At 67.7% G+C, this 23512-nt stretch carries 23 protein-coding genes; 17 read left to right on the plus strand and 6 right to left on the minus strand.

The window, feature by feature from the left end; all coding sequences use genetic code 11:
- Positions 1–135 precede the first annotated feature (135 nt).
- Positions 136–531, minus strand: a complete 396-nt coding sequence (locus tag SNOV_RS20580) for a transposase (RefSeq protein ID WP_013168905.1) — start codon at positions 529–531, stop codon at positions 136–138.
- Positions 532–939: 408 nt separating this feature from the next.
- On the opposite strand from SNOV_RS20580, the gene SNOV_RS20585 reads away from it, so the two are divergent.
- The 6 genes from SNOV_RS20585 to SNOV_RS20610 all read left to right on the plus strand — a co-directional run bounded on the left by SNOV_RS20585 (position 940) and on the right by SNOV_RS20610 (position 7371).
- Complete coding sequence (locus SNOV_RS20585) at positions 940–2190, plus strand: transporter substrate-binding protein (RefSeq protein ID WP_013168906.1); 1251 nt, start codon at positions 940–942, stop codon at positions 2188–2190.
- A gap of 71 nt (positions 2191–2261) precedes the next feature.
- The gene (gene urtB, locus SNOV_RS20590; RefSeq protein ID WP_013168907.1) at positions 2262–3869 is read left to right on the plus strand and encodes an urea ABC transporter permease subunit UrtB; all 1608 of its coding nucleotides are present in this window, start codon (positions 2262–2264) and stop codon (positions 3867–3869) included.
- Positions 3866–4960, plus strand: a complete 1095-nt coding sequence (urtC, locus tag SNOV_RS20595; RefSeq protein ID WP_013168908.1) for an urea ABC transporter permease subunit UrtC — start codon at positions 3866–3868, stop codon at positions 4958–4960. Before urtB ends, urtC begins: the two co-directional genes overlap by 4 nt.
- Entirely contained in the window at positions 4960–5709 is a 750-nt protein-coding gene (locus SNOV_RS20600; protein WP_013168909.1) for an ABC transporter ATP-binding protein, read from the plus strand. Before urtC ends, SNOV_RS20600 begins: the two co-directional genes overlap by 1 nt.
- Before the next feature lie 2 nt (positions 5710–5711).
- Entirely contained in the window at positions 5712–6404 is a 693-nt protein-coding gene (urtE, locus tag SNOV_RS20605; RefSeq protein ID WP_013168910.1) for an urea ABC transporter ATP-binding subunit UrtE, read from the plus strand.
- Positions 6405–6435: 31 nt separating this feature from the next.
- Entirely contained in the window at positions 6436–7371 is a 936-nt protein-coding gene (locus tag SNOV_RS20610) for an acetamidase/formamidase family protein (RefSeq protein WP_013168911.1), read from the plus strand.
- 113 nt (positions 7372–7484) lie between these two features.
- Here SNOV_RS20610 and SNOV_RS20615 read toward each other — a convergent pair whose 3' ends face one another.
- Positions 7485–8195: a FadR/GntR family transcriptional regulator gene (locus SNOV_RS20615; protein ID WP_013168912.1), complete on the minus strand. Its 711-nt coding sequence runs from the start codon at positions 8193–8195 to the stop codon at positions 7485–7487.
- Positions 8196–8378: 183 nt separating this feature from the next.
- On the opposite strand from SNOV_RS20615, the gene SNOV_RS20620 reads away from it, so the two are divergent.
- Genes SNOV_RS20620 through SNOV_RS20640 form a run of 5 tightly spaced genes read left to right on the plus strand, consistent with a single transcriptional unit; the run spans position 8379 to position 12502 of the window.
- The gene (locus SNOV_RS20620) at positions 8379–9383 is read left to right on the plus strand and encodes an ABC transporter substrate-binding protein (protein ID WP_013168913.1); all 1005 of its coding nucleotides are present in this window, start codon (positions 8379–8381) and stop codon (positions 9381–9383) included.
- A gap of 11 nt (positions 9384–9394) precedes the next feature.
- Positions 9395–10225, plus strand: a complete 831-nt coding sequence (locus SNOV_RS20625) for an ABC transporter permease (protein ID WP_013168914.1) — start codon at positions 9395–9397, stop codon at positions 10223–10225.
- A gap of 2 nt (positions 10226–10227) precedes the next feature.
- On the plus strand, positions 10228–11034 hold the full coding sequence (locus tag SNOV_RS20630) for an ABC transporter ATP-binding protein (protein ID WP_013168915.1): 807 nt from the start codon (positions 10228–10230) through the stop codon (positions 11032–11034).
- 11 nt (positions 11035–11045) lie between these two features.
- A complete protein-coding gene (locus SNOV_RS20635) occupies positions 11046–11798 on the plus strand; it encodes an ABC transporter permease (RefSeq protein ID WP_013168916.1) in 753 nt (250 codons plus the stop codon).
- On the plus strand, positions 11798–12502 hold the full coding sequence (locus SNOV_RS20640) for a fumarylacetoacetate hydrolase family protein (protein WP_013168917.1): 705 nt from the start codon (positions 11798–11800) through the stop codon (positions 12500–12502). Before SNOV_RS20635 ends, SNOV_RS20640 begins: the two co-directional genes overlap by 1 nt.
- Positions 12503–12583: 81 nt before the next feature.
- Here the strand turns inward: SNOV_RS20640 and SNOV_RS20645 are convergent, their stop codons facing one another.
- Complete coding sequence (locus SNOV_RS20645) at positions 12584–13096, minus strand: cupin domain-containing protein (protein ID WP_013168918.1); 513 nt, start codon at positions 13094–13096, stop codon at positions 12584–12586.
- Between the two features lie 338 nt (positions 13097–13434).
- Between SNOV_RS20645 and SNOV_RS20650 the strand changes: the two genes are divergently transcribed.
- From SNOV_RS20650 to SNOV_RS20660, 3 genes are read left to right on the plus strand one after another with little or no spacing between them, the layout of a single operon-like run.
- Positions 13435–15069, plus strand: coding sequence for an FUSC family protein (locus SNOV_RS20650; protein WP_013168919.1), 1635 nt, complete (start codon positions 13435–13437; stop codon positions 15067–15069).
- A gap of 5 nt (positions 15070–15074) precedes the next feature.
- Positions 15075–15269: a DUF1656 domain-containing protein gene (locus SNOV_RS20655; RefSeq protein WP_013168920.1), complete on the plus strand. Its 195-nt coding sequence runs from the start codon at positions 15075–15077 to the stop codon at positions 15267–15269.
- A gap of 10 nt (positions 15270–15279) precedes the next feature.
- Entirely contained in the window at positions 15280–16521 is a 1242-nt protein-coding gene (locus SNOV_RS20660; protein ID WP_013168921.1) for an HlyD family secretion protein, read from the plus strand.
- 261 nt (positions 16522–16782) lie between these two features.
- Here SNOV_RS20660 and SNOV_RS20665 read toward each other — a convergent pair whose 3' ends face one another.
- Positions 16783–17772 (minus strand): LysR family transcriptional regulator, encoded by a 990-nt coding sequence (locus tag SNOV_RS20665; RefSeq protein WP_013168922.1) that lies wholly within the window; start codon positions 17770–17772, stop codon positions 16783–16785.
- 128 nt (positions 17773–17900) lie between these two features.
- On the opposite strand from SNOV_RS20665, the gene SNOV_RS20670 reads away from it, so the two are divergent.
- From SNOV_RS20670 to SNOV_RS20680, 3 genes are all read left to right on the plus strand, one after another.
- A complete protein-coding gene (locus tag SNOV_RS20670; protein WP_013168923.1) occupies positions 17901–19328 on the plus strand; it encodes an FAD-binding oxidoreductase in 1428 nt (475 codons plus the stop codon).
- Positions 19329–19427: 99 nt separating this feature from the next.
- Complete coding sequence (locus tag SNOV_RS20675; protein WP_013168924.1) at positions 19428–20213, plus strand: maleate cis-trans isomerase family protein; 786 nt, start codon at positions 19428–19430, stop codon at positions 20211–20213.
- Positions 20214–20232: 19 nt separating this feature from the next.
- A complete protein-coding gene (locus tag SNOV_RS20680) occupies positions 20233–21543 on the plus strand; it encodes an LLM class flavin-dependent oxidoreductase (RefSeq protein WP_013168925.1) in 1311 nt (436 codons plus the stop codon).
- A gap of 50 nt (positions 21544–21593) precedes the next feature.
- Here SNOV_RS20680 and SNOV_RS20685 read toward each other — a convergent pair whose 3' ends face one another.
- Complete coding sequence (locus SNOV_RS20685; RefSeq protein WP_013168926.1) at positions 21594–22532, minus strand: 2-hydroxyacid dehydrogenase; 939 nt, start codon at positions 22530–22532, stop codon at positions 21594–21596.
- Positions 22533–22535: 3 nt separating this feature from the next.
- Complete coding sequence (speB, locus tag SNOV_RS20690; protein ID WP_013168927.1) at positions 22536–23489, minus strand: agmatinase; 954 nt, start codon at positions 23487–23489, stop codon at positions 22536–22538.
- Positions 23490–23512 lie beyond the last annotated feature (23 nt).

Consider the following 23512-nt stretch of genomic DNA (forward strand, 5'->3'; position numbering starts at 1 on the left):
GCGGTGACATTTGGCGTGCGTATTTTGCGTGCCGGTGGCGATTACTCGGGCGGCGCCATGGTTATTCGGCCCGCGCCGGACGGCGCATTATGGCAGTTTTGACATTTAGCCCGCCCAACAATTTGGCAGGTGGGCTCACCGCGTGATCCGCACCGAGGCGAAGCGGCCGACCAGCGCGCCGCCGCAGCGCTCGGCCGCCAGCATCGAGGCGCGCTGCGGCTGCATCCCGCTGGCGCGCACGGCGAGACGGTCGGCGCGGTGCGGCAGCTCGCCGGGGAGTGGGGCGTCCTGCGGCTCGTGCAGCCGCTGCGACAGGTTGGAGACCAGCGCCCGCAGCCGGCGGTTCTCCGCCTCCAGCTCCTTCATCTGCATCACCGCCGGCGCGCTCAGGCCGCCGAAGCGACGGCGCCAGCGGTAGAAGGTACGCAGCGAGACCTGGGCGGTGCGGCAGATCTCGTCGACCGGCACGCCGGCATTGGCCTCCTGGATCAGGTGGAGGATCTCGCTCTCGGTGAACTGCGAACGTCGCATCGGATCGTCCTCATGAAAGTTGACGGATCGGATGACGGTCGAACCTCTCCTCGGATCTCCGAAGCCGCCCACCCTGCGCGGCGGCCGTCAGCCGCACATCAGATGAGCATGCGCTTAATATGGGCATACTATAGCCGATCACCGCGCGAGGTGAATGCATTTATTGCGCCGCAGCAGGGCGGGGCATCCGCCCTTGGCCGCGCTTGGCGAGGCGGCGCCTTCAAGCGCGCCCTGCCGTAGCGGCGGCGGGCCGCGACCTCTGTCATCAAGTGGCAATACTGCCAGAAATGGCGGCCTTGTGTGCCTTGTGCCGCGCCATTGGGCAGGGCTGAACATTATATGAAGTTGCGCCGGCGCGGGGGCTCAACAGAATTCGCGGCATCTTCCGAACATCGAGGTGTCCGTCACATGGTCAAGTTCTCGCGGCGTTCCTTCATGCAGGCGACCGGCCTCGCCGCCGCCGGGCTGGCATCTCCCATCGGCATGCCGGCCATCCTCCGCAACGCTCGGGCCGCCGGCCCGGTGAAGCTCGGCTGCCTGTTCTCCTCCTCCGGCACCATGGCCAATCTCGAAGGCCGTCTGAACTATGTGGTGAAGATGGCGGCCGACGAGATCAACGCCAAGGGCGGCGTCAACGGTTCGACCATCGACGTGCTGGTCTCCGATCCCGCCTCCGACTGGCCGCTCTACGCCCAGTCCGCCAAGCAGATGCTCCAGCAGGAGAAGGTGGCGGCGCTGTTCGGCTGCTGGACCTCGGTGTCGCGCAAGACCGTGCTGCCGGTGGTCGAGCAGGAGAACGGCCTGCTCTACTACCCGCTGCATTTCGAGGGCGACGAGAACTCCAAGAACGTCGTCTACGTCAACTCGCCGCCGGCGAGCTCGGTGCTGCCCGCCGTCGACTACCTGATGGGCGAGGAAGGCGTCTCGGCCAAGCGCTTCTTCATGCTCGGCTCGGACTATGTGTGGCCGCGCACCATCAACAAGCAGCTCAAGGGCTACTGGAAGTCCAAGGGCATTCCGGAGAGCGCCTGGAAGGAGGAATACGTCCCCTTCGGCTTCTCCAACTTCCAGACGCTGGTGAACCAGATCCGCGCCTTCGCCGACGAGGGCGGCGGCCAGCCCATCGTGGTGCTGACCGTGGTCGGCAACTCGATCCCGGACTTCCTGCGCGAATTCGCCAATCAGGGCATCCTCGCCACCGACATCCCGGTGCTCGGCCTCGACATGGTGGAGGCCGACCTCGAGGGCCTCGACACCTCCAAGCTCGTCGGCCACCTCAATTGCTGGGCCTATCTGCAGAACGCCAAGGGCGAGGCCAACAAGAAGTTCCTCGCTAGCTGGGCCGACTATGTGAAGGCCAAGAAGGTGCCGTTCAGCCCGGACGTCTCCATCGACCCGATGGTCTCGGCCTATGACGCCGTGCATCTGTGGGCGATGGCGGCGCAGAAGGCCGGCTCCTTCGACGTGCCGGAGGTCTCCAAGGCCTTCGCCGGCCTCTCCTTCGACTGCCCGTCGGGCTACAAGATCGCGATGACCGGGGAGAACAACTACGTCTCGCGCGGCGTGTTCATCGGCTCGGTCAACGACAAGCAGGGCTTCGACATCCTCTGGCAGTCCAAGGACACGCCGAAGCCCGTGCCGTTCAGCCCCTATGGCTGAGCCGGCGCGAACCCTTCCCTGACCCCTTGGGCGGCCGTCCTCGCGAGAGGGCGGCCGTCTTGAGTTCCCGAATGAAGCACTGGTTCCTGCCTCTCATTGCCGGCCTGCTCGCGGCGCTGCCCATCGCGGCGGTTGCGGCGCCGGTCGACCGCGCCGGGCTCGTCGCGAAACTCTGCGGCGATGCCGGGCAGATGGGCGAGGCGGGGACGGCGCTCGCCTCCATCGCCGCAACGGGGGACGACGCGGATCGCACCTGGGCCGCCGCGCTGCCCCGTGCCGCCATCGACCGCAAGCTCGCCTGCGACGAGGCCGGCGCCGTTCTCACCGAGGGCGGGCTCGATGCCGTCACTCGCGCGCCGCGCGAGGCGCAGGGCACGCCGCGCTCGCCGCTGCTCAGCCTGAAGAACCGCCCGGTCTTCGAGCTCGCCGACGCCGCCTTCGCCCTGCGAACGGCGCCGAACGCGGGCCAGCGCGCGGCGGCGCTGAAGATATTGGAGCGCCGCCCGGCGCTGATCCCCGAGGGCCTGCTGGAGCGGGCCGCGCAAGCCGAGGCCGATGCCGGGCTGAAGGCGCAGATCGAGAACCTCGCCCAGAGCGCCGCGCTCAATGCCTCCGATCCCGCCGCGCGCATCCGCGCCATCGGCCGCGTCGCCGAGAACACCAACCGCCGTACCCTGACCCAGCTCACCGCGCTGAAGAACGATCCCGCCTATGGCGCGGATGCCGGCTTCCGGCAGGCGGTGGACGCGGGCATCTCCAGGGTCGAGCGCGGCATCGCCATCGGCGACGTGATGGCGACGCTCTATAACGGGTTGAGCTTCGCCTCGATCCTGTTCATGGCCGCCATCGGCCTCGCCATCATCTTCGGGCTGATGGGCGTCATCAACCTCGCCCAGGGCGAGCTGATCATGATCGGCGCCTATGTCACCTGGCTGGTGCAGCAGGGCCTGCGCAGCGTCGCCCCCGGCCTGCTCGACTGGTACCTGATCCTCGCCATCCCCGCCGCCTTCCTCGTCACGGCGGCCATCGGCATCGCGCTGGAGGCGGCGCTGCTGCGCCATCTCTACAAGCGGCCGCTGATGAGCCTGCTCGCCACCTGGGCGGTGAGCCTGTTCCTGGTCAATCTCGTGCGCGTCATCTTCGGCACGCAGAATCTGCAGTTCGAGACGCCCTTCTACGTCACCGGCGGCGTGCCGGTGATCGGCGACTTCATCTTCACCTGGAACCGCATGTTCGCGATTCTCTTCGCTGTCGTGACGCTGGCGCTGACGTGGCTGGTCGTGCGCAAGACCCCGCTCGGGCTCAACATCCGCGCGGTGACGCAGAACCGCGACATGGCGGCCTGCATCGGCATCCCCACAAGGCGCGTCGACATGATGGCCTTCGGCCTCGGCTCCGGCCTTGCCGGGCTCGCCGGGCTGGCGCTGTCGCCGATCTATTCGGTGAACCCGCAAATGGGCCAGAACTTCATCATCGACAGCTTCATGGTCGTGGTGCTCGGCGGCGTCGGCACCATCGCCGGCACGGTGGTCGCAGCCTTGGGCATCGGCCAGATCAACGTGCTGATCGAGCCGCTCTGGGGCGCGGTCGCCGCGAAGGTCATCGTGCTGCTGATGATCATCGGCTTCCTGCAATGGCGGCCCGAAGGGCTGTTCGCCGTGAAGGGGCGCCGCAAATGACGTCCATCGGCAAGGACCGCCCCTTCCTCGCGTTGGTGCTCGCGCTCGTCGTCGTCGCCGTGGCGATGCCGCTGCTCGCCGGCACGCCCTTCGGGCTGTCGCGCTACCTCACCAACGCCATCGGCCAGCTCGCCGCCTTCGCCGTGCTGGCGCTCTCGCTCGATCTCATCTGGGGTTACTTGGGGATCCTCTCGCTCGGCCATGGCCTGTTCTTCGCCATAGGCGGCTATGTGATCGCCATGTACCTGCTCAAGCACTCCTTCGAGGTGACGGGCACGGTGCCGGACTTCCTCCAGTTCATGGGCTGGAAGGAATTCCCCTTCTACTGGGCCGGCTTCGATTTCTTCCCCTATGCGCTCTTTGTCGCGATCGCGGTGACGGGGCTGATCGCCGGCCTCTTCGGCTATGTGTCGTTCCGCTCGCGGGTGGGCGGGGTCTATTTCGCCATCATCACCCAGGCGCTGGTCTACGTCGCCATGCTGCTGATGTTCCGCAACGACACCGGCTTCGGCGGCAATAACGGCATGACCGGATTCGCCGTCGCCTTCGGCTGGCCGATGGGCACGAGCGGCATGATCACCGCGCTCTCCGTCGCCTCGCTGCTGGTGCTGGCGGCGGTGCTGCTCGGCTGCCGTCTTCTCGTCGGCAGCCGCTTCGGCGCGCTGATGCTGGCGACCCGCGACGACGAGACCCGCCTGCGCACGCTCGGCTACGAGACGCTGCGGCTCAAGCTCGGCGTCTGGTGCCTGTCGGCGCTCATCGCCATGCTTGCCGGCATGCTCTACGTGCCGCAGGTCGGCATCATCAATCCGCGCGTGCTCTCGCCCGAACTCTCGCTGGAGATCGCCGTCTGGGTCGCGATCGGCGGGCGCGGCCATCTCGTCGGCGCGGTGATCGGCGCGCTCCTCGTCAACGCGGTGAAGTTCTGGCTGTCCTTCGCCGCGCCGGAGGTCTGGCCGTTCATCCTCTCCGGCCTGATCGTGCTGGTGGTGCTGGTCTTCCCCAACGGCCTGATCGACCTCGCCAAGCTCAGGCTCGTCCGCCCGATGGGCGCGCGGCGCATGGCGGCCGAGCTGGAGGAGGCGCGCTGATGGCGGTGACCGCTCTCCTCGTCGACGGCCTGACCGTCCGCTTCGGCAGCTTCCGCGCCATCGACGATTTGTCGCTCGCCATCGACTATGGCGAGGTGCGCGCGGTGATCGGACCGAACGGGGCGGGCAAGACGACGCTGCTCGACGTCATCTCCGGCATCACCCGGCCGAAGGAGGGCAGGGTCATCTTCGACGCCACCGGTGGCAGCGCAAATGTCACCTTTGATGTCACCACCCGCAGCGAATCCGCCATCGCCCGCGCCGGCATCCGCCGCAAGTTCCAGAAACCCAGTGTTTTCGAGGGTTTGAGCGTGCGCCAGCACATCGCCATCGGCGCCGATGCCGGATTCCGCCGCCGCCTCGACGAGCCGGCGCTGGAGGACCGTATTAGTGAGGTGATGGAAACGGTTGGCCTCACCGAGCATGCCGACCGCCTCGCCGGCGAACTCGGCCACGGCCAGAAGCAATGGCTGGAGATCGGCATGGTACTAGCCTCCGACCCGAAGGTTCTGATGCTGGACGAGCCGGTCGCCGGCCTCACCGACGAGGAAACCGAGCGGACGGCGGCGCTTGTGCGCCGGCTCAACCGGCCGGACCGCGCCATCGTCGTGGTTGAGCACGACATGGATTTCGTCGAGCGCATCGCCGACCGCGTCACCGTGCTGCACGAAGGCCGCACGCTGTTCGAAGGGCCGATGGACAAGGTCCGCGCCGATGCCGGCGTCATCGAGGTCTATCTGGGGCGCTGACCATGCAGTTCCGTATCGAGGCTCTCGATCAGCATTACGGCTCCTCGCAGGTGCTCCGCCATGTCGGGCTGGAGATCGCGCCGGGCGAGTGCATGGCGGTGCTCGGCCGCAACGGCGCCGGTAAGACGACGCTGCTCAAATGCGTCATGGGGCTGATCGCGCCGACCTCGGGAAGGGTGCTGCTCGACGGCGAGGACGCCACCGCATGGTCGCCGAACCGCCGCTCCCGCGCGGGCGTCGCCTATGTGCCGCAGGGCCGCGAGATCTTCTCCGAGCTCACGGTGGGCGAGAACATCGAGGCCGCCGCCCGCGCCCACGGCACCTATGGCACGCCGGCGATGGAGGCGGCGGTCGCGCTCTTCCCGGTGCTGCGCGAGATGTGGAAGCGCTCGGGCGGCGCGCTGTCGGGCGGCCAGCAGCAGCAGCTCGCCATCGCCCGCGCCCTTGTCACCCGGCCGCGCCTGCTCATCCTCGACGAGCCCACCGAGGGCATCCAGCCCAACATCGTCGCCGCCATCGGCGAGGTGCTGCGGTCGCTCAAAGGTCGGCTGTCGATCCTGCTGGTCGAGCAATATCTCGACTTCGCCATCGAGACCGCTGACGCTTTCGTCATCCTCTCGCGCGGCGCCGTCGTCGAGAGCGGCCGCGCCGAGGCGATGAGCCGCGATCACCTCACCCGCTTCATCGCCGTCTGAACAGCTTCGAACCCGCATGCAGGAGTTATCTATGTCGCGCCGCTTTGAAATCCCCGCCACGCCGGAAAACATGGTGTGGGGCTATCTCGACAGCACGACGCCGCCGGTGCTCGAAGTCGCCTCGGGCGACGTGGTGACGCTCCATTCCTTCCCCGCCGGCGGCAAGGAGACGCTGCCGGACACGCTCCCGGTGCCGGACGACTACATGCTGGCGCTCGACACCCTGCCGCAGGGGCCGGGGCCGCATTTCATCACCGGGCCGGTCTATGTGAAGGACGCCAAGCCCGGGGACGTGCTGCAGGTCGACATTCTCGACGTGAAGGTGCGCCAGGACTGGGGCTTCGTCTCCATCCTGCCGCTGCTCGGCACGCTGCCGGACGAATTCACCGATTACGAGACCATCCATCCGGTGGTCGACCACGCCAAGAATGTCTGCGTCATGCCGTGGGGCACGGAGATTCCGCTCGACCCGTTCTTCGGCATCATTGCCACCGCCCCGCCACCGGCCTGGGGCCGCTGCGGCTCCCCCGTCCCCCGCGCCTTCGGAGGCAACATGGACAATAAGGAGCTGCGCGCCGGCACCACGCTCTATCTGCCGGTGTTCAACGAAGGCGCGCTGTTTTTCGCCGGCGACGGCCATGGCGTCCAGGGCGACGGCGAGGTGTGCATTACGGCGCTCGAGACCGGCGTCACCGGCACTTTCCGCCTCACCTTGCGCAAGGACATGGAGCTGAGCTGGCCCTTCGCCGAGAGCGCGACGCATCTGATGTCGATCGGCCTCGACGAGGACCTCGACGACGCCGCCAAGCAGGCGACGCGCGAGATGGTCAAGCATGTCTGCGAGCGCACCAACCTCTCGCGCAACCAGGCCTATATGCTGTGCTCGCTGGCGGGGAATCTGCGCGTGACGCAGATGGTGGACGGCAACAAGGGAGTCCACATGCTGCTGCGCAAGTCGCTGCTGTGAGAGACTTTTGACGGCGTTATCCGGAGCGCCCGAGGCTTCTTTCCCTCTCCCCGTCGGGGAGAGGGAGCTCAGCCGTTCTCTCGGCCATCGTGGCGCCAAGGAAAACGCCAGCCTCACCCCTCGTCGGCGCGGGCGTCCTGCTTGTCCAGCAGCTTGCGCTCGACGCTGCGCAGATGCGTCCGCATCGCCGAGGCGGCGCCGGTCATGTCGCGGTGCTCGATGGCGTCGACGATGGCGTCGTGCTCGGCGAAGCTGTGATGGCTCGGCAGGGGCTTCACCGGCGCGGTGCGCAGCCGGCCCCAGGTGACGGCGCGCCGCACCGCGTTCAGCGTGTCGAACAGGCCTAGCAGCAGACTGTTCTGCGTCGCTTCCGCAATGGTGCGGTGAAGCCGCGCGTCCCAGCCCTCATATTGCCGCCACGTATCCGCCTGCCGTGAGCGGGCGAGGCACAGCCGCATCTCTGAGATCGCCGCCGGCGTCGCCATGAAGGCGGCGGCGCGGGCGATCTCCGGCTCGATGACGAGGCGCGCGCGCATCACCTCGGCCGGGTTGCTGCGGCGGGCGAGCGCCGCGATGTCGGCGAAAGTGTCGAGCGGCCGGCTGCCCATGAAGGTGCCCTTGCCGACATGGCGCCAGAGCTGGCCTTCGGCTTCGAGCACGTCGAGCGCCTTGCGCAGCTCGGTGCGCGACACGCCGAGCGCCACCGCGAGGTCGCGTTCGGGCGGAATGCGCCCGTCCTGTGGCAGGTCGGCTTGCGCCAGATAGGCGCGCAGCTGCGTGACGATGCTCTTCTCGGGATACGCGTCGGCAGGCGGCATTAGCATAGGCGACTCGGGTCAACCAAAGTGGAGATTGGTTCAATCTATGGAGCCAAGAAAGCGCAAGGTCAAGCGAAAGCGCCTTGACCGTCGGCGACCGCCAATATAAACCAAATTCCAATTGGTATCCAACCTCGCGGGGTTGGTCAGGAGTGGACTCAACCACTCGACACTCATGGGAGTCGGAAAATGCTCAAGAGCCTCACGTCAGGATTCCGCAATCTTTCTGGTGCCGCGGCCGCCATTGGTCTCGGCGCTGTGCTCATCGCCGCGCCGCAGGCCGAGGCGAAGGTCCGCGTCGCCTATGGCGACATCGCCAGCGTGGAGAATCTCCACCTGCTCGCCGCCTTCGAGCTGGCCAAGCAGAAGGGCGTCGACATCGAGATGACCTATCTGAAGTCCGAGGACATCGCCGCCCAGGCGGTGGTCAGCGGCCAGGCCGACATCGGCGTCGGCGGTCCCTATGCGCTGATCCAGAAGGTGAAGGTGCCGGTGCGCATCTTCCTCCAGCTCTCGACCCTCAAATTCTATCCGGCGGTCAACGCCGAGTTCTACAAGACCTGGAAGGACCTCAACGGCCAGGAAGTCGCGGTGCATTCGCGCGGCTCGGGCACCGAGGCCATCATGAAGCTGATGGAGCAGAAGCAGGGCATCAAGTTCTCCAAGATCAGCTACATCCCCGGCTCCGAGGTGCGCACCGGCGCGCTGCTGCAGGGCAATGTGAAGGCGACCATCGTCGACGCCGCCGGCCGCCGCCTGCTGCAGGAGAAGGCGCCGGGCAAGTTCATCATCCTTCCGCTGGAAGGCGTGAACGCCACCGACGAGGCGCTGTTCGCCCGGCAGGACTATCTCGACAAGAACGCCAAGGACGTCGACATCATCGTCGAGTCGATCCTCACCACCTGGCGTGAGGTGACCAAGAACCCGGCGGTCGTCGCCGAGTGGCGCACCAAGTACAAGCTGCTTCCCGACCTGCCGGCCGATCAGGTGGCGGAGATCACCCCCTATTTCACCGAGCTCGCCGAGGGCAAGGCGTTCCCGCTCAATGGCGGCGGCGCGGCGGCGGCCAAGGACGACTTCGCCTTCTACACCCTCTCCGGCCAGCTCACCGGCGAGCCGGCGAGCCTCAAGGTCGAGGATTTCTGGGCGCTCGAGCCGCTGAACCGCGCGCTCGGCAAGGTCGGCACGAACTGAAGGCCCGATTGATGTCGGCTCCCGCTCACGCGAACGGCTCCTCGCGGGCCGTTCGCCCCGCCGAGGCTTCCTCCTTCTGGAGGAAGCTGTCGGGGCACCGCACCGCCCTCTGGCGGATCGCCTCCATCGGCCTGTTCTTCCTTGCCTGGGAGATCGCCGGCCGCATTCCGATCAGCTTCGCCTTCCCGACCTTCCTCGAGACGTTGCGTGCCTTCGTGACCATGACGCTCGACGGCTCCTTCGTCGCGGCCTATGCCGAGACGCTGCAGCCGCTGGTGATCGGCATCGCCATCTCGGCGGTGATCGGCGTCGGGCTCGGCATCGTGATGGGCCTGTCGCGCTTCGCCGAATGGCTCATCGCCCCGGTGTTCATCGTGCTGCAGGCCGCGCCCATGGCGGCGCTGATCCCGCTCATCACCTTCATGTACGGCATCGGCCTCGTCTCGAAGACGCTGGCGGTGATCATGCTGGCGCTGCCGGTGATCGCGCTCAACGGCTACAAGGCGGTGCGCAACGCCAATCCCTCGCTGGTGGCCATGTGCTACTCCTTCCAGGGGACGTGGTGGCAGCGGATCGTCAAGATCATCATCCCCGACGCCTCGCCGGTCATCTTCGCCGGCCTGCGCCTCGGCCTCGCCGCCGGCTTCATCGGCGTGATCCTTGCAGAGCTGCTGATCACCCCGACCGGCATCGGCGACCTCATCACCTATCACCGCTCGGTGGCGAACTACGCGGAGATGTATGCCGCGGTGGTGTCCATCATCCTCGTATCCACCCTGACGCTCGCCGCGCTTGAGGCTTTCGAGCTTCGCGTGCTGCGCCCCGAGAAGAGGAAGTCCTGACCATGCGCAACATCACGGCCGAGGCGCTTTCTGCTGCCGCCAAGCCCGCCGGATCCGACGTCGCCGTCGAGGTGCGCGCGGTGTGCAAGATGTACAACGAGGTCGAGGCGCTCCGCTCCATCGACCTCGACTTCCCCGCCGGCAAGCTCACCACGCTGCTCGGCCCGTCCGGCTGCGGCAAGACCACGCTCCTGAAGATCATCGCCGGCCTCATCCCCTCGACCTCGGGCGAGATCCGCGTCGGCGGCAAGACGGTGACCGGCCCCGGCCCCGAGCGTGCCTTCGTGTTCCAGGACTTCGCGCTGATGCCGTGGGCGACGGTGATGCGCAACGTCGCCTTCGGCCTGGAGCTGAAGGGCATGGGCAAGGACGAGCGGCAGGCGATCGCGGCGAAGTACATCGCCGAGGTCGGGCTGTCCGGCTTCGAGAGCAAGTACCCGCACGAGCTCTCCGGCGGCATGCGCCAGCGCGTCGGCCTCGCCCGCGCCTTCGCGGTGAATGCCGATGTGCTCCTCCTCGACGAGCCCTTCTCGGCGGTGGACGAGCAGAACCGCCGCAAGTTCCAGGAGGACCTCTTGGAGCTGGTCGAGAAGGAGAAGAAGACCTTCATCTTCGTCACCCACTCGATCGAAGAGGCGGTCTACTGCTCCGACCGCATCGTGATCCTGTCGCGCCGGCCCGGCCGCGTGGCGCAGATCATCGAGCCGGAGATCGACCGCTCGGCCTCGCCCGACGCCATCCGCCGTGACCAGAGCTACCTCGATACGGTCGAGGAGATCTGGCAGGGCCTCAAGCACTACGTCGACTAGGGAGCGCGATCATGACCCTTTTCGGCTACCGCGTGCCGATGATGGCCTCGCTCATCGTCTGGTGCGCCGTCTGGGAGCTGGTCGGGCGCTCCGGGGCGACCTTCCTCATCCCGCCGCTCTCCGACGTCGTGGTCGCCGCGGTGGCGCTGGTGCAGACCGGCACCTGGCAGGCGGCGGCGCTGACCACGCTGAACAGCTTCCTGCTCGGCATGTTCTTCGCGATCGTCGCGGGCATCGTCATCGGCGTGCTGATGGGCCGCTTCGCCGCGGCCGACAACCTGCTCGGCATCTGGGTCAACATCTTCGTCTCGGCGCCGCTCTCGGCGCTGGTGCCGGTGCTGATGATCCTGTTCGGCATGGGCGAGACGACGGTGGTCGTCACCGTCTTCCTGTTCTCCGTCTGGATCATCGTGCTGGACACGCGGGCGGGCATCCAGGGCGTGCCGGCCTCGCTGATCGAGATGGGCCGCAGCTACGGCGCCTCACGCTTCGCCCTCTACTTCAAGATCATCCTTCTCGCCGCCCTGCCGGAGATCCTGGCGGGCATCCGCCTCGGCGTGGTGCGCGGCGTGAAGGGCGTGGTGATCGGCCAGTTGCTGGTCTCGATCATCGGCTATGGCGAGTTGTTCGAGCTCTACTCGCGCAACTTCGACATGGATAACTTCTGGGCCCTGACCATCATCCTCTTCGCCGCCGCGATGGGCCTGTCCGCCGTCATCGAATCCATAGAGAAACGCGTCGACTATTACGCAGGAGTACGCTGATGAACGCGCCTATCGACAATTCCGCCTATGTGATCACGCCTCCTGGCATCGCGACGCTCCCCGTCGAAGGCTCGGACAAGCTGTTCCCGATCCACCGCATCTACTGCGTCGGCCGCAACTACGCCGAGCACGCGATCGAGATGGGGCATGACCCGAACAAGGAGCCGCCCTTCTTCTTCCAGAAGAACCCCGACAACGTCATCACCAACGGCACCTTCCCCTATCCCGACAAGTCCAGCGACGTGCATTACGAGGTCGAGATGCTGGTCGTGCTCGGCAAGGGTGGCCGCAACATCCCGGCCGACAAGGCGCTCGACCATGTGTGGGGCTACGGCATCGGCCTCGACATGACCCGCCGCGACCTGCAGGGCGAAGCCAAGAAGCTCGGCCGTCCGTGGGAAGTCGGCAAGGCCTTCGAGGATTCCGCTCCCTGCTCGGCGCTGGTGCCGGCCTCGAAGATCGGCCATCCGAACCAGGGCAAGGTGTGGCTGAACGTCAACGGCGTGCAGCGCCAGGTCGGCGACCTCAACCAGATGATCTGGAAGGTGCCGGAGATGATCGAGTACCTGTCGGGCCTGTTCGAGCTGCAGGCGGGCGACGTCATCATGTCCGGCACGCCGGCGGGCGTCGGCCCCATCCAGCGCGGCGACCACATGGAAGGCGGCGTCGAGGGCGTCGCCACGCTCGACGTCAAGGTCGTCTGACGCAGCCTCACCTGTGAGAATCGAACGCCCGGCACGGTCCAGGACCGCTGCCGGGCGTTTCGCGTCTGCGGCCGGGCTGGTTCAGGCCTCCGGCGCCTTGTGGATCGGATCGACCCAGTAGACCTCCTCCGGCTTCTCCACCGGGTCGACATCGGTGATGTTCACCACCACCGCCTCATTGTCCGAGCGCACCAGCACGCAGTCGAGCGGCTGATCCGGATCGGCATTGATCTCCTGATGCGGCACATAGGGCGGCACGAAGATGAAGTCGCCCGCTTCGGCCTCGGCGACATATTCCAGCCGGTCGCCCCAGCGCATGCGGGCGCGCCCGCGCACCACGTAGATGACGCTCTCCAATTCGCCGTGATGATGCACGCCGGTCTTGGCGTTCGGCTGGATGGTCACCGTGCCGGCCCAGATCTTCTGCGCGCCGACGCGGGCGTGGTTGATCGCCGCCTGCCGGAACATGCCGGGCGTCTGCGCCGTGTTGGCATCGAGCTTGTCGCCCTTGATCACCCGCACGCCGTCATGCTTCCAGCGCTCGGCGTGATCATGGGAGTGGTCGTGCGGATGATCGCCGGAATGATCGCCCATCGCTGTCGTCCCTCCTGCTGCGGCACCGGAATGGCCGGCCGATCATAACCGGGAACGCGCCGGCCGATAGAGCCGCCGCGCCACGGCGGGCAATGCCGACAGGTCAGCGCGTTCTGAAAAGATTTCAGCTTCCTCACCGTCAAATATCGCCGCGAACGCAATCGCATGAAGAGTGCGATGCGTCGCATGCGGGTCTGGGGCCGCGCTCGTTCATCGCAGGTTTGACGGCCGTCCCTACGGCGCACTGAACTTGCTGCTGCACAGCGACGCTCACCGGGCGGCCTGATGATCCTCATGCAGCCGACAGCTTCAACGCCACGCGAACCCGAGTGACTGCCGTGACCGCCGTCGCCGACGCACAGCCGCTCACCTTCGCCGGGTTCCCCGGCAGTTCCTGGGCCTTCGCGCTCCGGACCTGGCTGGCGCTCGTCATCGCGCTTTATGCCAGCTTCTGGCTCGAGCTCGACGCGCCGTACTCCTCTGCGCTCACCGTGGCGATCCTCGCCATCCCGACGCGCGGCCAGACAATGGAGAAGGCCGGATTCCGGCTGCTCGGCACGGTGATCGGCTGCGCCGCCTCCATCGCCATCGTCGGCCTGTTCACGCAGACGCAGGTGCTGCTGCTGGCTGCCCTCGCCATTTGGATCGGGGCCTGCGTTTACCTGGCGGCGCTGCTCGACGGCAACCGCGCCTATATGGCGGGCCTCGGCGTCATCACCGTGGCCCTCGTCGCGCTCGAGCATCTTGACGATCCGCAGGACATCTTCGATGCCGCCACCGGGCGCGGTGCCGCCATCGTCGTTGGCATCCTCGCGGTCGCCTTCGTCAACGACCTCTCCGCGGCACCCGACTATTACCCGCAGGTCCTGGCCAAGCTCTGCGACCTTCACCGCCGCATCGCCGGCTATGCGGAGCGCTCGGTGGGTGGCGAGACCCTGCCCGCGACGATGGCTGCCGGTCTCCTGCGCGAGCTCACCCTCCTGCGCCCCGACATCACCGGCCTCGCCACGGAATCGAGCGCCGGGCCGGCGCGCAGCGCGGCGGCACGCGCCGCCATGGTCAACCTCGTGGCCATGTTCGCCACGGCGCGCGCGCTGGAAGGACAGCCGACCGCCTCGCCCTGCGCCTCGACGCTCACCGACGAACTGCTGCGCAAGCACGCCGAGGTGCGCGGGAATCTCGCGGCCCTGCGCGCCGGCGAGCGTCCCGTCCACGAACGGCATGCACCCGTCTATCGCTCGCGCCGGATCGCCCTGGCGAACGGCCTGCGTGCGGTCGTCTATTTCGCGCTGGCCTCGGCGTTCTTCGTCATCGCCGGCTGGCCGTCGGCCAATGCCGCGCTCGCGCTGCTGGCGATCCTGATCGGCCTGAGCGCCACCATGCCCGACCCGGCCGTGACTATCCGGCTCGCGGTGATCGCCGCGCCGGTCTCCTGCCTCCTCGCCGGCGTGCTGGAATTCGTCGTGCTCGACGGCGTCGACGCCTTTCCGCTGCTGGCGCTCGCCCTCGCCCCCTTCGTCATGGGCTCGGCGCTGCTGATGACCCGGCCCAACCCGGTGCTCGCCGGCTTCGGCCGGATCAACCTCGTCTTCATCGTGCTGCTGTTCCTGCCGACCAATCCGCAGAGCTACGACCCGCAGGCCTTCCTGTTCACCTGCCTCTTTCTCCTGCTCGCGACGCTCCTTCTGGCGGCTATCCAGATCGTGCTGCCGCCGCTGTCCGGCGAGCGCCGCATCCGCTGGCTGGCGAAATCCGCGCGCCGCGACCTCGCCGCACTGGAGACGGGTGCCGGCCCGTGCCTCGCGCCCGAGGAAGCGGCGTTCCGCGATGCGGCGCGCATCGGCGAGATGATGATGGCCGGCGGTTCGGCCCCGCAGAATCAACCGGCCGTAACGCAAGCCATTGCCTGCTTCGATCATGCCGCGCGGATGCGGCTGTGCGCCGACCATCCTGTCGCGAAGAGGGAGCCCTGATCGCCATGTTCTCGGAACTCATCATCGGCGGCGTGCTGATCTCGCCTGCTGTCTCCTATGCGGTGATCGCACTCGTCATCATTCTGGCGCTGCGCCCGCTGCTGCGCGTGGTCGGCTTCAGCCGCTTCGTCAGCAACCCCGCGCTCGCCGAGCTCGGAATCTACGTCACGATCTTCAGCCTGCTCATCCAATTCGCTTGAGGGTACAGCCATGGACGCACGTCAGTCCCAGGTGCAGCTTCTGCTGCGCGACGATCCGGTCGTCGACGAAACGGCCGACACTGCGCCGGTCGCGCGCGTCGGGGCCGAGGGATTTGCGCCCGCCTTCGCGACGGCGCCGCCGGTCGCCGGCCCGAGCCGCCTTATGCGCTCTCTGCGCTCCGCCGGCCGGCACCTGCTCACCCTCGCCATCGCCATGGTCGCCGTCGCGACGGCGCTCGTCGCCTGGCAGTATTACGTGCTGGCGCCGTGGACGCGCGACGGCGCGGTGCGCGTGCAGGTGGCGAATGTCGCGCCGCAGGTCTCCGGCCAGATCGTCGACGTCAAGGTCTCCGACAACCAGTTCGTCCACGCCGGCGACGTGCTCTACGTCATCGATCCCTTCGACTTCGAAGTGAGCCAGCGCGCGGCGAAGGCCCAGATGGACGAGCGCGCGGCCGACCTCGAAGTGAAGCAGGCCGAGTCGCAGCGGCGGCAGAACCTCTCGCCCATCGCCACGACCCCGGAGGAGCAGCAGGTCTTCGCCGGCAACGCCGCGCAGGCGAAGGCGGCTTTCGACGCGGCGGGCCAGCAGTTCGCCCAGGCCGAGGTGAACCTGAAGCGCACTAAGGTGCTGAGCCCGGTCGACGGCTATGTCACCAATCTCCTGCTGCGCGTCGGCGACTACGCCCAGACCGGAGTCACCAACATCTCGGTGATCGATTCGAACAGCTTCTGGATCGATGGCTATTTCGAAGAGACCAAGATGGCCAAGATCTGCGTCGGCGACCGCGCCGAAGCCAAGCTGATGGGCTACTCCGCGCCGATCACCGGCCATGTCGAGACCATCACCCGCGGCATCAGCGTGTCCAATGCCGAGGCGGGCACGCAGGGCCTGCCCAACGTCAACCCGATCTATACCTGGGTACGCCTCGCCCAGCGCGTGCCGGTGCGCGTCGCCATTGATCACGTGCCGCCGGGCGTGCCTCTGGTCTCCGGCCTGACGGCGACGGTGAGCATCGTGTCGTCGCAGCCGGATCGTCCGGCCGGGCTCGCCGGCATCCCCGCCGATATCCTCGGCCGCCTGTCCGAGGTCTTCTACGGCCCGCAGCCGCCGCGGCCCGGCTGCATCGCCGCCACGTCCGGCCCGGCGCCGGCGGAGCGGGTCCCGGTGCCGGCGGATTCCCCGTCGGATGCGGCGAAGCAGCTGGAGCCCGGCCTCGCCCCCGGGCTTACGGTGTCGCCGGGCAAGTAGCGAGCCGGCGGGAAGCGGGCAGAGGCGGGATCGCCCCGCTCCCGCGCTCACCCCCAATTCCCTTCAAGGATACATTTGCAGCTTGCGATGTTTCGCGCTGCGATCGCGTGTCCCCATAGACCATCACCACCTGGGGAGTGTGAAATGGCCACGCATGCATCGTTGAAGTCCGTCGCCATCACGCTTTCCGGCGCCGCGGCGGAGCTCGTCAATGACGAGCGGGTCCGCGAGGCCTATCTCGACTGACGCTCCTTGCCGGCCTCAGTTCATCACCAGCGCGGCCTCGTGGCGGGTGCGGCGCGGCTGCCAGGAGGCGAGAGCCGGCAGCTCAGGCTCGTTCTTCTTGCGGCCGTTGACGCCCACCGCGCCGTAGAGATCCTGGATGAAGGCCTTCAGCGTCGGCGTGGTGTGCACCCCCTTGCGGGTGGCGAGCTGGAAGCGCACCGCATAGGAGGTCTCGTCGACCAGGATCGGCTTGAGCCGACCGCTCTCGACCCATCCCTGTGCATAATGCATGGGCAGGAAGGCGAGATAGGCGCCGGAGAGCACCAGCATGAGCTGCGCCTCCATCTGCTCCACCGAGGCCGCGGTCTTCGCCAGCCCGACCCGCTCCAGGTCCTGGTTGCACCAGTAGGAGCGGCTGGCGAAGGCGTGGTCGCGGATCATGTCGATGCTCAGCTCGGCCTCGTCCCTGGCGAAGAGCGGGTGGCCCTCGCCGCAATAGAGCGCGCTCGATTCGGTGTAGAGGTTCTGGTAGCGCAGGTTCGGCAGGCGCGGCACGAAGCCGAAGATGGCGAGGTCGATGCGCCGGTCGACCACCTGCCGCTGCAAGGCCGGCGGGCTGTCCACCACCAGCTTGATGCTGACGTTGTTCGGCCGCTTGGAGAAGCGCCGCAACGCCTCCGCGACCGGCGAATGCGGGTCGGTGACGGTGTTGTCGACCACGCCGATGCGCAAGCCTCCGGTCAGCATGCCGTGCAGCGATTCGGTCTCGGAGCTGAACTCGTCCAGCGCCGCGAACAGGCGCAGCGCCGCCTCATAGACCACGCGGCCGTGGTCGGTGAGCTCGAAGCCGCTGCGCCCGCGCTGGCACAGCTTGGAGCGCAGCCGCTCCTCAAGCGCGATCATATGGTTGGAGATGGTCGACTGGCTGATGTTCAACTCGGCCTGCGCCGCGGAGAATCCGTTGCATTCCACGATCGTGGTGAAAACGCGCAGCAGCCGGAGATCGACATTCGCGATATTGACCATGTTCGCCTCCGCTATCGCGAGGGCCGAAGGCGCTCGCGCCGCCGGCCGGTTCGTGCCCCGGGGGAGGAATGAAAGCAAACATCGGACCAGCCGCCGCGTCCATGGGCGGCCGGTCGGGGAGAGTTGATATGCCCGATACTGCGATGCTGGCGCGCCTGCGTGAAATCCTCGGCGAGGCCGGCGTGCTGACCGATCCGGACCGGCTGGCGATCTATCTCGTCGACCAGCGCGACCTCGTGCGCGGTGCGGCGCCGGCGGTGCTGCGGCCGTCCTCGACCGAGCAGGTGATGGCGATCATGCGCCTCGCCAGCGAGCATCGGGTGGGGATCGTGCCGCAGGCGGGCAATACGAGCTATTGCGCGGGCGCCACGCCGGACGGCTCGGGCGAGCAGTTCGTGCTCAGCCTGGAGCGGCTCGACAAGGTGCGTGCGGTCGATGCGCTCGACGCGACGCTCTCGGTCGATGCCGGCGTGATCCTCAAGCACGCGCAGGAGGCGGCGGAAGCCGCCGGACTGTACCTGCCGCTCAGCCTCGGCTCGGAAGGCACCTGCCGCATCGGTGGCGTCATCGGCACCAATGCCGGCGGCCTCTCCGTGCTGCGCTACGGCATGACGCGCGACCTCGTCCTCGGGCTGGAGGTGGTGCTGCCGGACGGCACGCTGGTCAACGACATGCGCAAGCTGCGCAAGAACAACACCGGCTACGACATCCGCCAGAATTTCATCGGCGCCGAGGGCACGCTGGGCGTCGTCACCGGGGCGGTGCTCAAACTGATCCCGATGCCCACCCGGCGCGCCACCGCCTGGGTGGAGCTCGCGCCCGACGTGCCGCTGCCGGAGATGCTGGCGCTGGTGCGGCGCGAGACCAGCGACCTCGTCTCCTCCTTCGAGTTCATCACCGCGCGCTCCCTGGCTCTGGTGGCAGCCGATGGCGGCAGGCTGAAGAGCGGCTCGGGCGGGGTGATCCTGGTCGAATTGTCCTCCTCCTCGAAGCATCTGCCCATCGAGGAGGTGCTGGAAGGCGCGATGGGCGAGGTGGTCGAGCAGGGCTGGGCCGAGGACGTCATCATCGCCCAGGCCGAGGCGCAGCGGGCGGAGATGTGGCGCATCCGCGAGACCATCCCCGAGGGCGAGAAGCGCTTCGGCGGCTCGGTGAAGCACGACATTTCCGTGCCGCTCGGCCGCACGGTCGACTTCCTCAAAGAGGGCGGCGCGGCGGTGGCGGCCTATGACCCGAGCTTCGAGCTCTCGGTCTACGGCCATGTCGGCGACGGCAACCTGCACTACAACATCCTCGTCCCGCCGGGCGAGGACCGGCTCGCCTTCACCGACCGGGTCACCCGCGAGCTGGCGCCGAGGCTCTACGACATCGCGGTCGGCATGGGCGGCACCTTCAGCGCCGAGCACGGCGTCGGAAGGCTCAAGCGCGGCCTGTTGCAGCATTATGCCGATCCCGGCCGCTACCGCGTCCTGCGCGGCCTCAAGGGCCTGTTCGACCCGCACGGGGTGATGAACCCCGGCGCCATGGTCGACCCGTCCATCGGCCTGCCCGACTGACGCTTTGGTCCGCGCGCGGCCAAACTTTAGATTTGCGTTGATGCATTCGTCGCCGGCGGCCTGCCGCCTATCCTCGATGGCTATTCGAGGGGTGACGGGATGGTCGCTGAACGCCATATCGCCGCGCCGGCGCGCTGGTCGCGCCTGCCGGCTGAGTTCGCCGCGGAAGGAGAGGCTGGCCTCTCCGTCGGCATGATCGCGCTCGCCACCGACCGGGTGGGCGTGGGCGATTTCGAGCGCTTCCTGGCGTCGGTCGAAGGCCTGTCCGTCTTCACCAGCCGCGTGCCCATCGCCGAGGTGGTGACGCCGGCCTCGCTGGCGGCGATGCGCGACCATCTCACGGAAGCGACCGCGCGCCTCGTGCCGGGCTCGCCGCTCGATGCCGTCGCCTTCAGCTGCACCTCCGGCACCGTCGCCATCGGCGTCGAGAACGTCCACGCCGCCGTCACCCGCGCCCGTCCCGGCCTGCCGGTCCACACGCCCATTGAGGCCGGCGCCAGAGCGCTCGACGTCCTCGGCGTGCGGCGCATCGCGCTGCTGGCGCCCTATCTGGAGGCGGCCGGCAACCTCATCTCCGGCTTCTTCGAAACTGCGAGCGTCGATGTGCTCAGCCGCGCCACCTTCGCGCTCGATGGCGACCGGCAGATGAACCGCGTCACACCTCAATGCCTGATCGCAGCCGGCAAGCAGTGCCTCGTGGACACGCCGGAGGCGCAGGCGCTGTTCATCTCCTGCACCGGTCTTGCCACCGCCGACGTCGTCGAGGCCATCGAGGTGGCGACCGGCAAACCCGTCGTCACCAGCAACCAGGCCCTGGCCTGGGACGTGCTGCGCGGCAGCGGAAACGCATCGAAATTGCAAGGGCGCGGACGACTGTTCCGCTAGCGCCACATCGGGAAATCCAATGACACGACAGATGCACCTCGTCGCGTTCCTGTTCGCCGGGCCGACCTCGCACCATCACGGCATGTGGCGCCATCCGGAGACGCAGAACGCGTTCCTCGATCCGGCGACCTATGAGCACGTCGCCCGCGTGCTGGAGCAGGGGCGCTTCGACAGCCTGTTCTTCGCCGACGTGCTGGGCATCTCCGACTATTACAATGGCAGCTACGACACGATGCTCGGCAAGGGCGGGCAGATGGGCCTGCTCGACCCGGTGCCGCTGCTCACCCTGATGGCGCGGGCGACGCAGCATATCGGCCTCGGCGCGACCATCTCGACCTCGCTGTTCAACCCCTACCACATCGCCCGCACGCTCGGGACGCTCGACCATCTCTCCGGCGGACGGGTGGCGTGGAACGTCGTCACCTCGTCGAGTAGCCTGGAGGCGCATAATTTCGGCCTCGACGGGCTGCCTGCCCGCAATGAGCGCTACGACCGCGCCGACGAGGTGGTCGAGGCCTGCATCGGGCTATGGCACTCGTGGGAGGACGGCGCGCTGGTGCTGGACAAGAAGGCCGGCACCTTCGCCGACCCGTCCAAGGTCCACCCCGTCAACTATCAGGGCCGCTGGATCAAGACCGCCGGGCCGCTCACCGTGCCGCGCTCGCCGCAGGGCCATCCCGTCATCATGCAGGCCGGTTCGTCGGATCGCGGGCGCGAATTCGCCGCGCGCTGGTCGGAGATCATCTTCACCCTGCAGCACGACATCAGCGGCATGCAGGCTTTCTACTCCGATATCAAGGTCCGCATGGGCAAGTACGGACGCGCGCCGGAGGAATGCGCCATCCTCACCTCTGTCGACCCGATCATCGGCGAGACGGAGTCGATTGCCCGTGAGAAGCAGGCCTATATCAACAGCCTCGTCGACGCCGAGCTTGGCATGGCGCTGGTCTCCTACCATCTCGGCGTCGACCTCTCCCGCTACCCGGCCGACCAGCCGCTCTCCGACATCCAGCTCGAGGAGGGCTCGCGCGGCTCCTTCGACATATTGGTGAAGGCGACGCAGGCGGACGGGCTGACGCTCGGGCAGGCGGCGCAGCGCTTCGCCACCTCCGAGCTCTGCCCGCAGGTCGTCGGCACGCCGGAGAGCGTCGCGGACCAGCTTCAGACCTTCTTCGAGGCGAAGGGCTGTGACGGCTTCATCCTGACGCCGACGGCCTTCCCCGGCACTTTCGAGAGCTTCGCCCGCAGCGTCTCGCCGATCCTGCAAGAACGTGGCGTGCTGCGGAAGGACTATACGGGCAAGACGCTGCGGGAGAACCTGCGCAGCTGATCAGTCGATAGCCGGCAAAGAAGAGGCGCCGTGCGGCGCCTCTTTCGCGTTCAGTAGCCGACCGAGAGGTCGACCCGTCCGGTCGGCTCCTCACCGCGCTCGAAGCGGTTGAAATTACCGAGGATGGCGCTCTCCGCCGCCGCGCTCACCGCCTGGGCGGCGATGTGCGGCGTCACCAGCACGCGCGGATGGTTCCAGAGCGGGCTTTCCGCCGGCAGCGGCTCGGTCGGGAAGACGTCGAGCATCGCCCAGTCGAGCCTGCCGGCATCGAGCGCGGCGACGAGGTCGGTTTCGACGAGATGGCCGCCACGCCCGAGATGCACCAGCGCGCCGCCGCCCGGCAGGCGGTCGAACAGCTTCGCGTTCAGTATGCCGCGGGTCTCGTCGGTCAGGGGGAGGATGTTCACCAATATCTCGCTACGGCCGAGGAATTCGTCGAGCCCCGTCTCGCCGGTGAAGCTCTCGACGCCGGGAAGCTCCTTCGGCGTGCGGCTCCAGCCGATGACGTCGAAGCCGAGCAGTGCCAGCTTGAGCGCGATGTCCGAGCCGAAAACGCCGAGCCCCATCACCCCGACCGTGCGCTGGGAAGGGTGCACCGCCTCCAGCATGCGCCACTCGCGCTGCGCCTGCTGGGCGCGGTAGCGGTCCATCTGCCGGTGCCAGTTCAGCACGCCGTAGAGCGCATATTCGGTCATCTGCTCGCGCAATCCGCCGTCGACGAGGCGGAACAGCGGCTTTTCACGCGGAAAGGCCGGATCGCGGATGATCTGGTCGATGCCGGCGCCGAGCGAGAACACCGCCTGCAGGTTCGGCAGCGAGGCCAGCACGCCGTCCGGGATGCGCCAGACGAGGGCATGGGTGATATCGGCCGGGTCGCCGAGGTCGGGGAAGACGCGGAACTCGACATCCGGCCGCTCGCGGGCGAACAGCGCCTGCCACGGCGCGGGATCGTCGATGTTCGAGGCGAAAAGCAGGGTGGGGCCGGCCATCAATCAGTTCCTCCGCTGCACGCCGGGCAGCACGCAGAGCAGCTCGAACAAGAGGTTCGCCGCGGTGAGCGCCGTGTTGCCGGATGTATCATAGGGTGGGGACACCTCTACGAGGTCGCAGCCGACGATGTCGAGCCCCCAGCAGCCGCGGATGATCTCCAGCGCCTGCATGGAAGTGAGCCCGCCGATCTCCGGCGTGCCGGTGCCCTGCGCGAAGGCGGGGTCGAGCGAATCGATGTCGAAGGTGATGTAGACCGGCCCGGTGCCGAGATGCGCGCGCACCTCGTCCATCAGCGGCACCAGCGAGCGGTGCCAGAGATCGCAGGCGGGAAAGACGCGGAATCCCTGGCTGCGCGGCCAGTCGAACTCATCGGCCGAGTAGCCGGAGCCGCGCAGGCCGATCTGCACGGTGCGGTTGGGATCGATCAGCTTCTCCTCCACCGCGCGGCGGAACGGCGTGCCGTGGGCGATCTTCTCGCCCGACATGGTGTCGTTGATGTCGGCATGGGCGTCGACATGGATGAGCCCGACCGGCCCGTGCCTCTTCGCCATGGCGCGCAGGATCGGCAGCGCCATGGTGTGGTCGCCGCCGAGCGAGAGCGGCTTGCAGCCATGGGACAGGATGGCCGAGATGCCGGCCTCGATGGCGTCGACCGACTTGGCGAGGCTGTAGGGATTGGTCGGTATATCACCGACATCGGCGACCTGGAGCGAATCGAAGGGCGCGGCGCGGGTGGCCATGTTGTAGGGGCGGATCAGCACGGATTCGGCGCGGATCTGCCGCGGCCCGAAACGGGTGCCGCTGCGGTTGCCGGTGCCGATGTCGAGCGGCACGCCGACGAAACAGGCGTCGAGGCCGGCGGCGGTGGAGGCGTGCGGCAGTCGCATCATGGTGGCGATGCCACCGAAGCGCGGCATGTCGTTGCCGCTCAGCGGCTGGTTGAAGGCTTCACTCATGCTGGCACCCGGAATTCCCACAT

Origin of the sequence: Ancylobacter novellus DSM 506 (assembly GCF_000092925.1) — a bacterium.
GTDB lineage: Bacteria > Pseudomonadota > Alphaproteobacteria > Rhizobiales > Xanthobacteraceae > Ancylobacter > Ancylobacter novellus.

Coding starts and splice junctions, on each gene's coding strand:
- urtE (WP_013168910.1), top strand. CDS start 5,712: ATGCAGTTCCGTATCGAGGCTCTCGATCAGCATTACGGCTCCTCGCAG.
- SNOV_RS20610 (WP_013168911.1), top strand. CDS start 6,436: ATGTCGCGCCGCTTTGAAATCCCCGCCACGCCGGAAAACATGGTGTGG.
- SNOV_RS20645 (WP_013168918.1), bottom strand. CDS start 13,096: ATGGGCGATCATTCCGGCGATCATCCGCACGACCACTCCCATGATCAC.
- SNOV_RS20585 (WP_013168906.1), top strand. CDS start 940: ATGGTCAAGTTCTCGCGGCGTTCCTTCATGCAGGCGACCGGCCTCGCC.
- SNOV_RS20675 (WP_013168924.1), top strand. CDS start 19,428: ATGGTCGCTGAACGCCATATCGCCGCGCCGGCGCGCTGGTCGCGCCTG.
- SNOV_RS20665 (WP_013168922.1), bottom strand. CDS start 17,772: ATGGTCAATATCGCGAATGTCGATCTCCGGCTGCTGCGCGTTTTCACC.
- SNOV_RS20630 (WP_013168915.1), top strand. CDS start 10,228: ATGCGCAACATCACGGCCGAGGCGCTTTCTGCTGCCGCCAAGCCCGCC.
- SNOV_RS20600 (WP_013168909.1), top strand. CDS start 4,960: ATGGCGGTGACCGCTCTCCTCGTCGACGGCCTGACCGTCCGCTTCGGC.
- SNOV_RS20685 (WP_013168926.1), bottom strand. CDS start 22,532: ATGGCCGGCCCCACCCTGCTTTTCGCCTCGAACATCGACGATCCCGCG.
- SNOV_RS20580 (WP_013168905.1), bottom strand. CDS start 531: ATGCGACGTTCGCAGTTCACCGAGAGCGAGATCCTCCACCTGATCCAG.
- SNOV_RS20655 (WP_013168920.1), top strand. CDS start 15,075: ATGTTCTCGGAACTCATCATCGGCGGCGTGCTGATCTCGCCTGCTGTC.
- speB (WP_013168927.1), bottom strand. CDS start 23,489: ATGAGTGAAGCCTTCAACCAGCCGCTGAGCGGCAACGACATGCCGCGC.
- SNOV_RS20615 (WP_013168912.1), bottom strand. CDS start 8,195: ATGCTAATGCCGCCTGCCGACGCGTATCCCGAGAAGAGCATCGTCACG.
- SNOV_RS20680 (WP_013168925.1), top strand. CDS start 20,233: ATGACACGACAGATGCACCTCGTCGCGTTCCTGTTCGCCGGGCCGACC.
- SNOV_RS20670 (WP_013168923.1), top strand. CDS start 17,901: ATGCCCGATACTGCGATGCTGGCGCGCCTGCGTGAAATCCTCGGCGAG.
- SNOV_RS20625 (WP_013168914.1), top strand. CDS start 9,395: ATGTCGGCTCCCGCTCACGCGAACGGCTCCTCGCGGGCCGTTCGCCCC.
- SNOV_RS20640 (WP_013168917.1), top strand. CDS start 11,798: ATGAACGCGCCTATCGACAATTCCGCCTATGTGATCACGCCTCCTGGC.
- SNOV_RS20660 (WP_013168921.1), top strand. CDS start 15,280: ATGGACGCACGTCAGTCCCAGGTGCAGCTTCTGCTGCGCGACGATCCG.
- SNOV_RS20620 (WP_013168913.1), top strand. CDS start 8,379: ATGCTCAAGAGCCTCACGTCAGGATTCCGCAATCTTTCTGGTGCCGCG.
- urtC (WP_013168908.1), top strand. CDS start 3,866: ATGACGTCCATCGGCAAGGACCGCCCCTTCCTCGCGTTGGTGCTCGCG.
- urtB (WP_013168907.1), top strand. CDS start 2,262: ATGAAGCACTGGTTCCTGCCTCTCATTGCCGGCCTGCTCGCGGCGCTG.
- SNOV_RS20635 (WP_013168916.1), top strand. CDS start 11,046: ATGACCCTTTTCGGCTACCGCGTGCCGATGATGGCCTCGCTCATCGTC.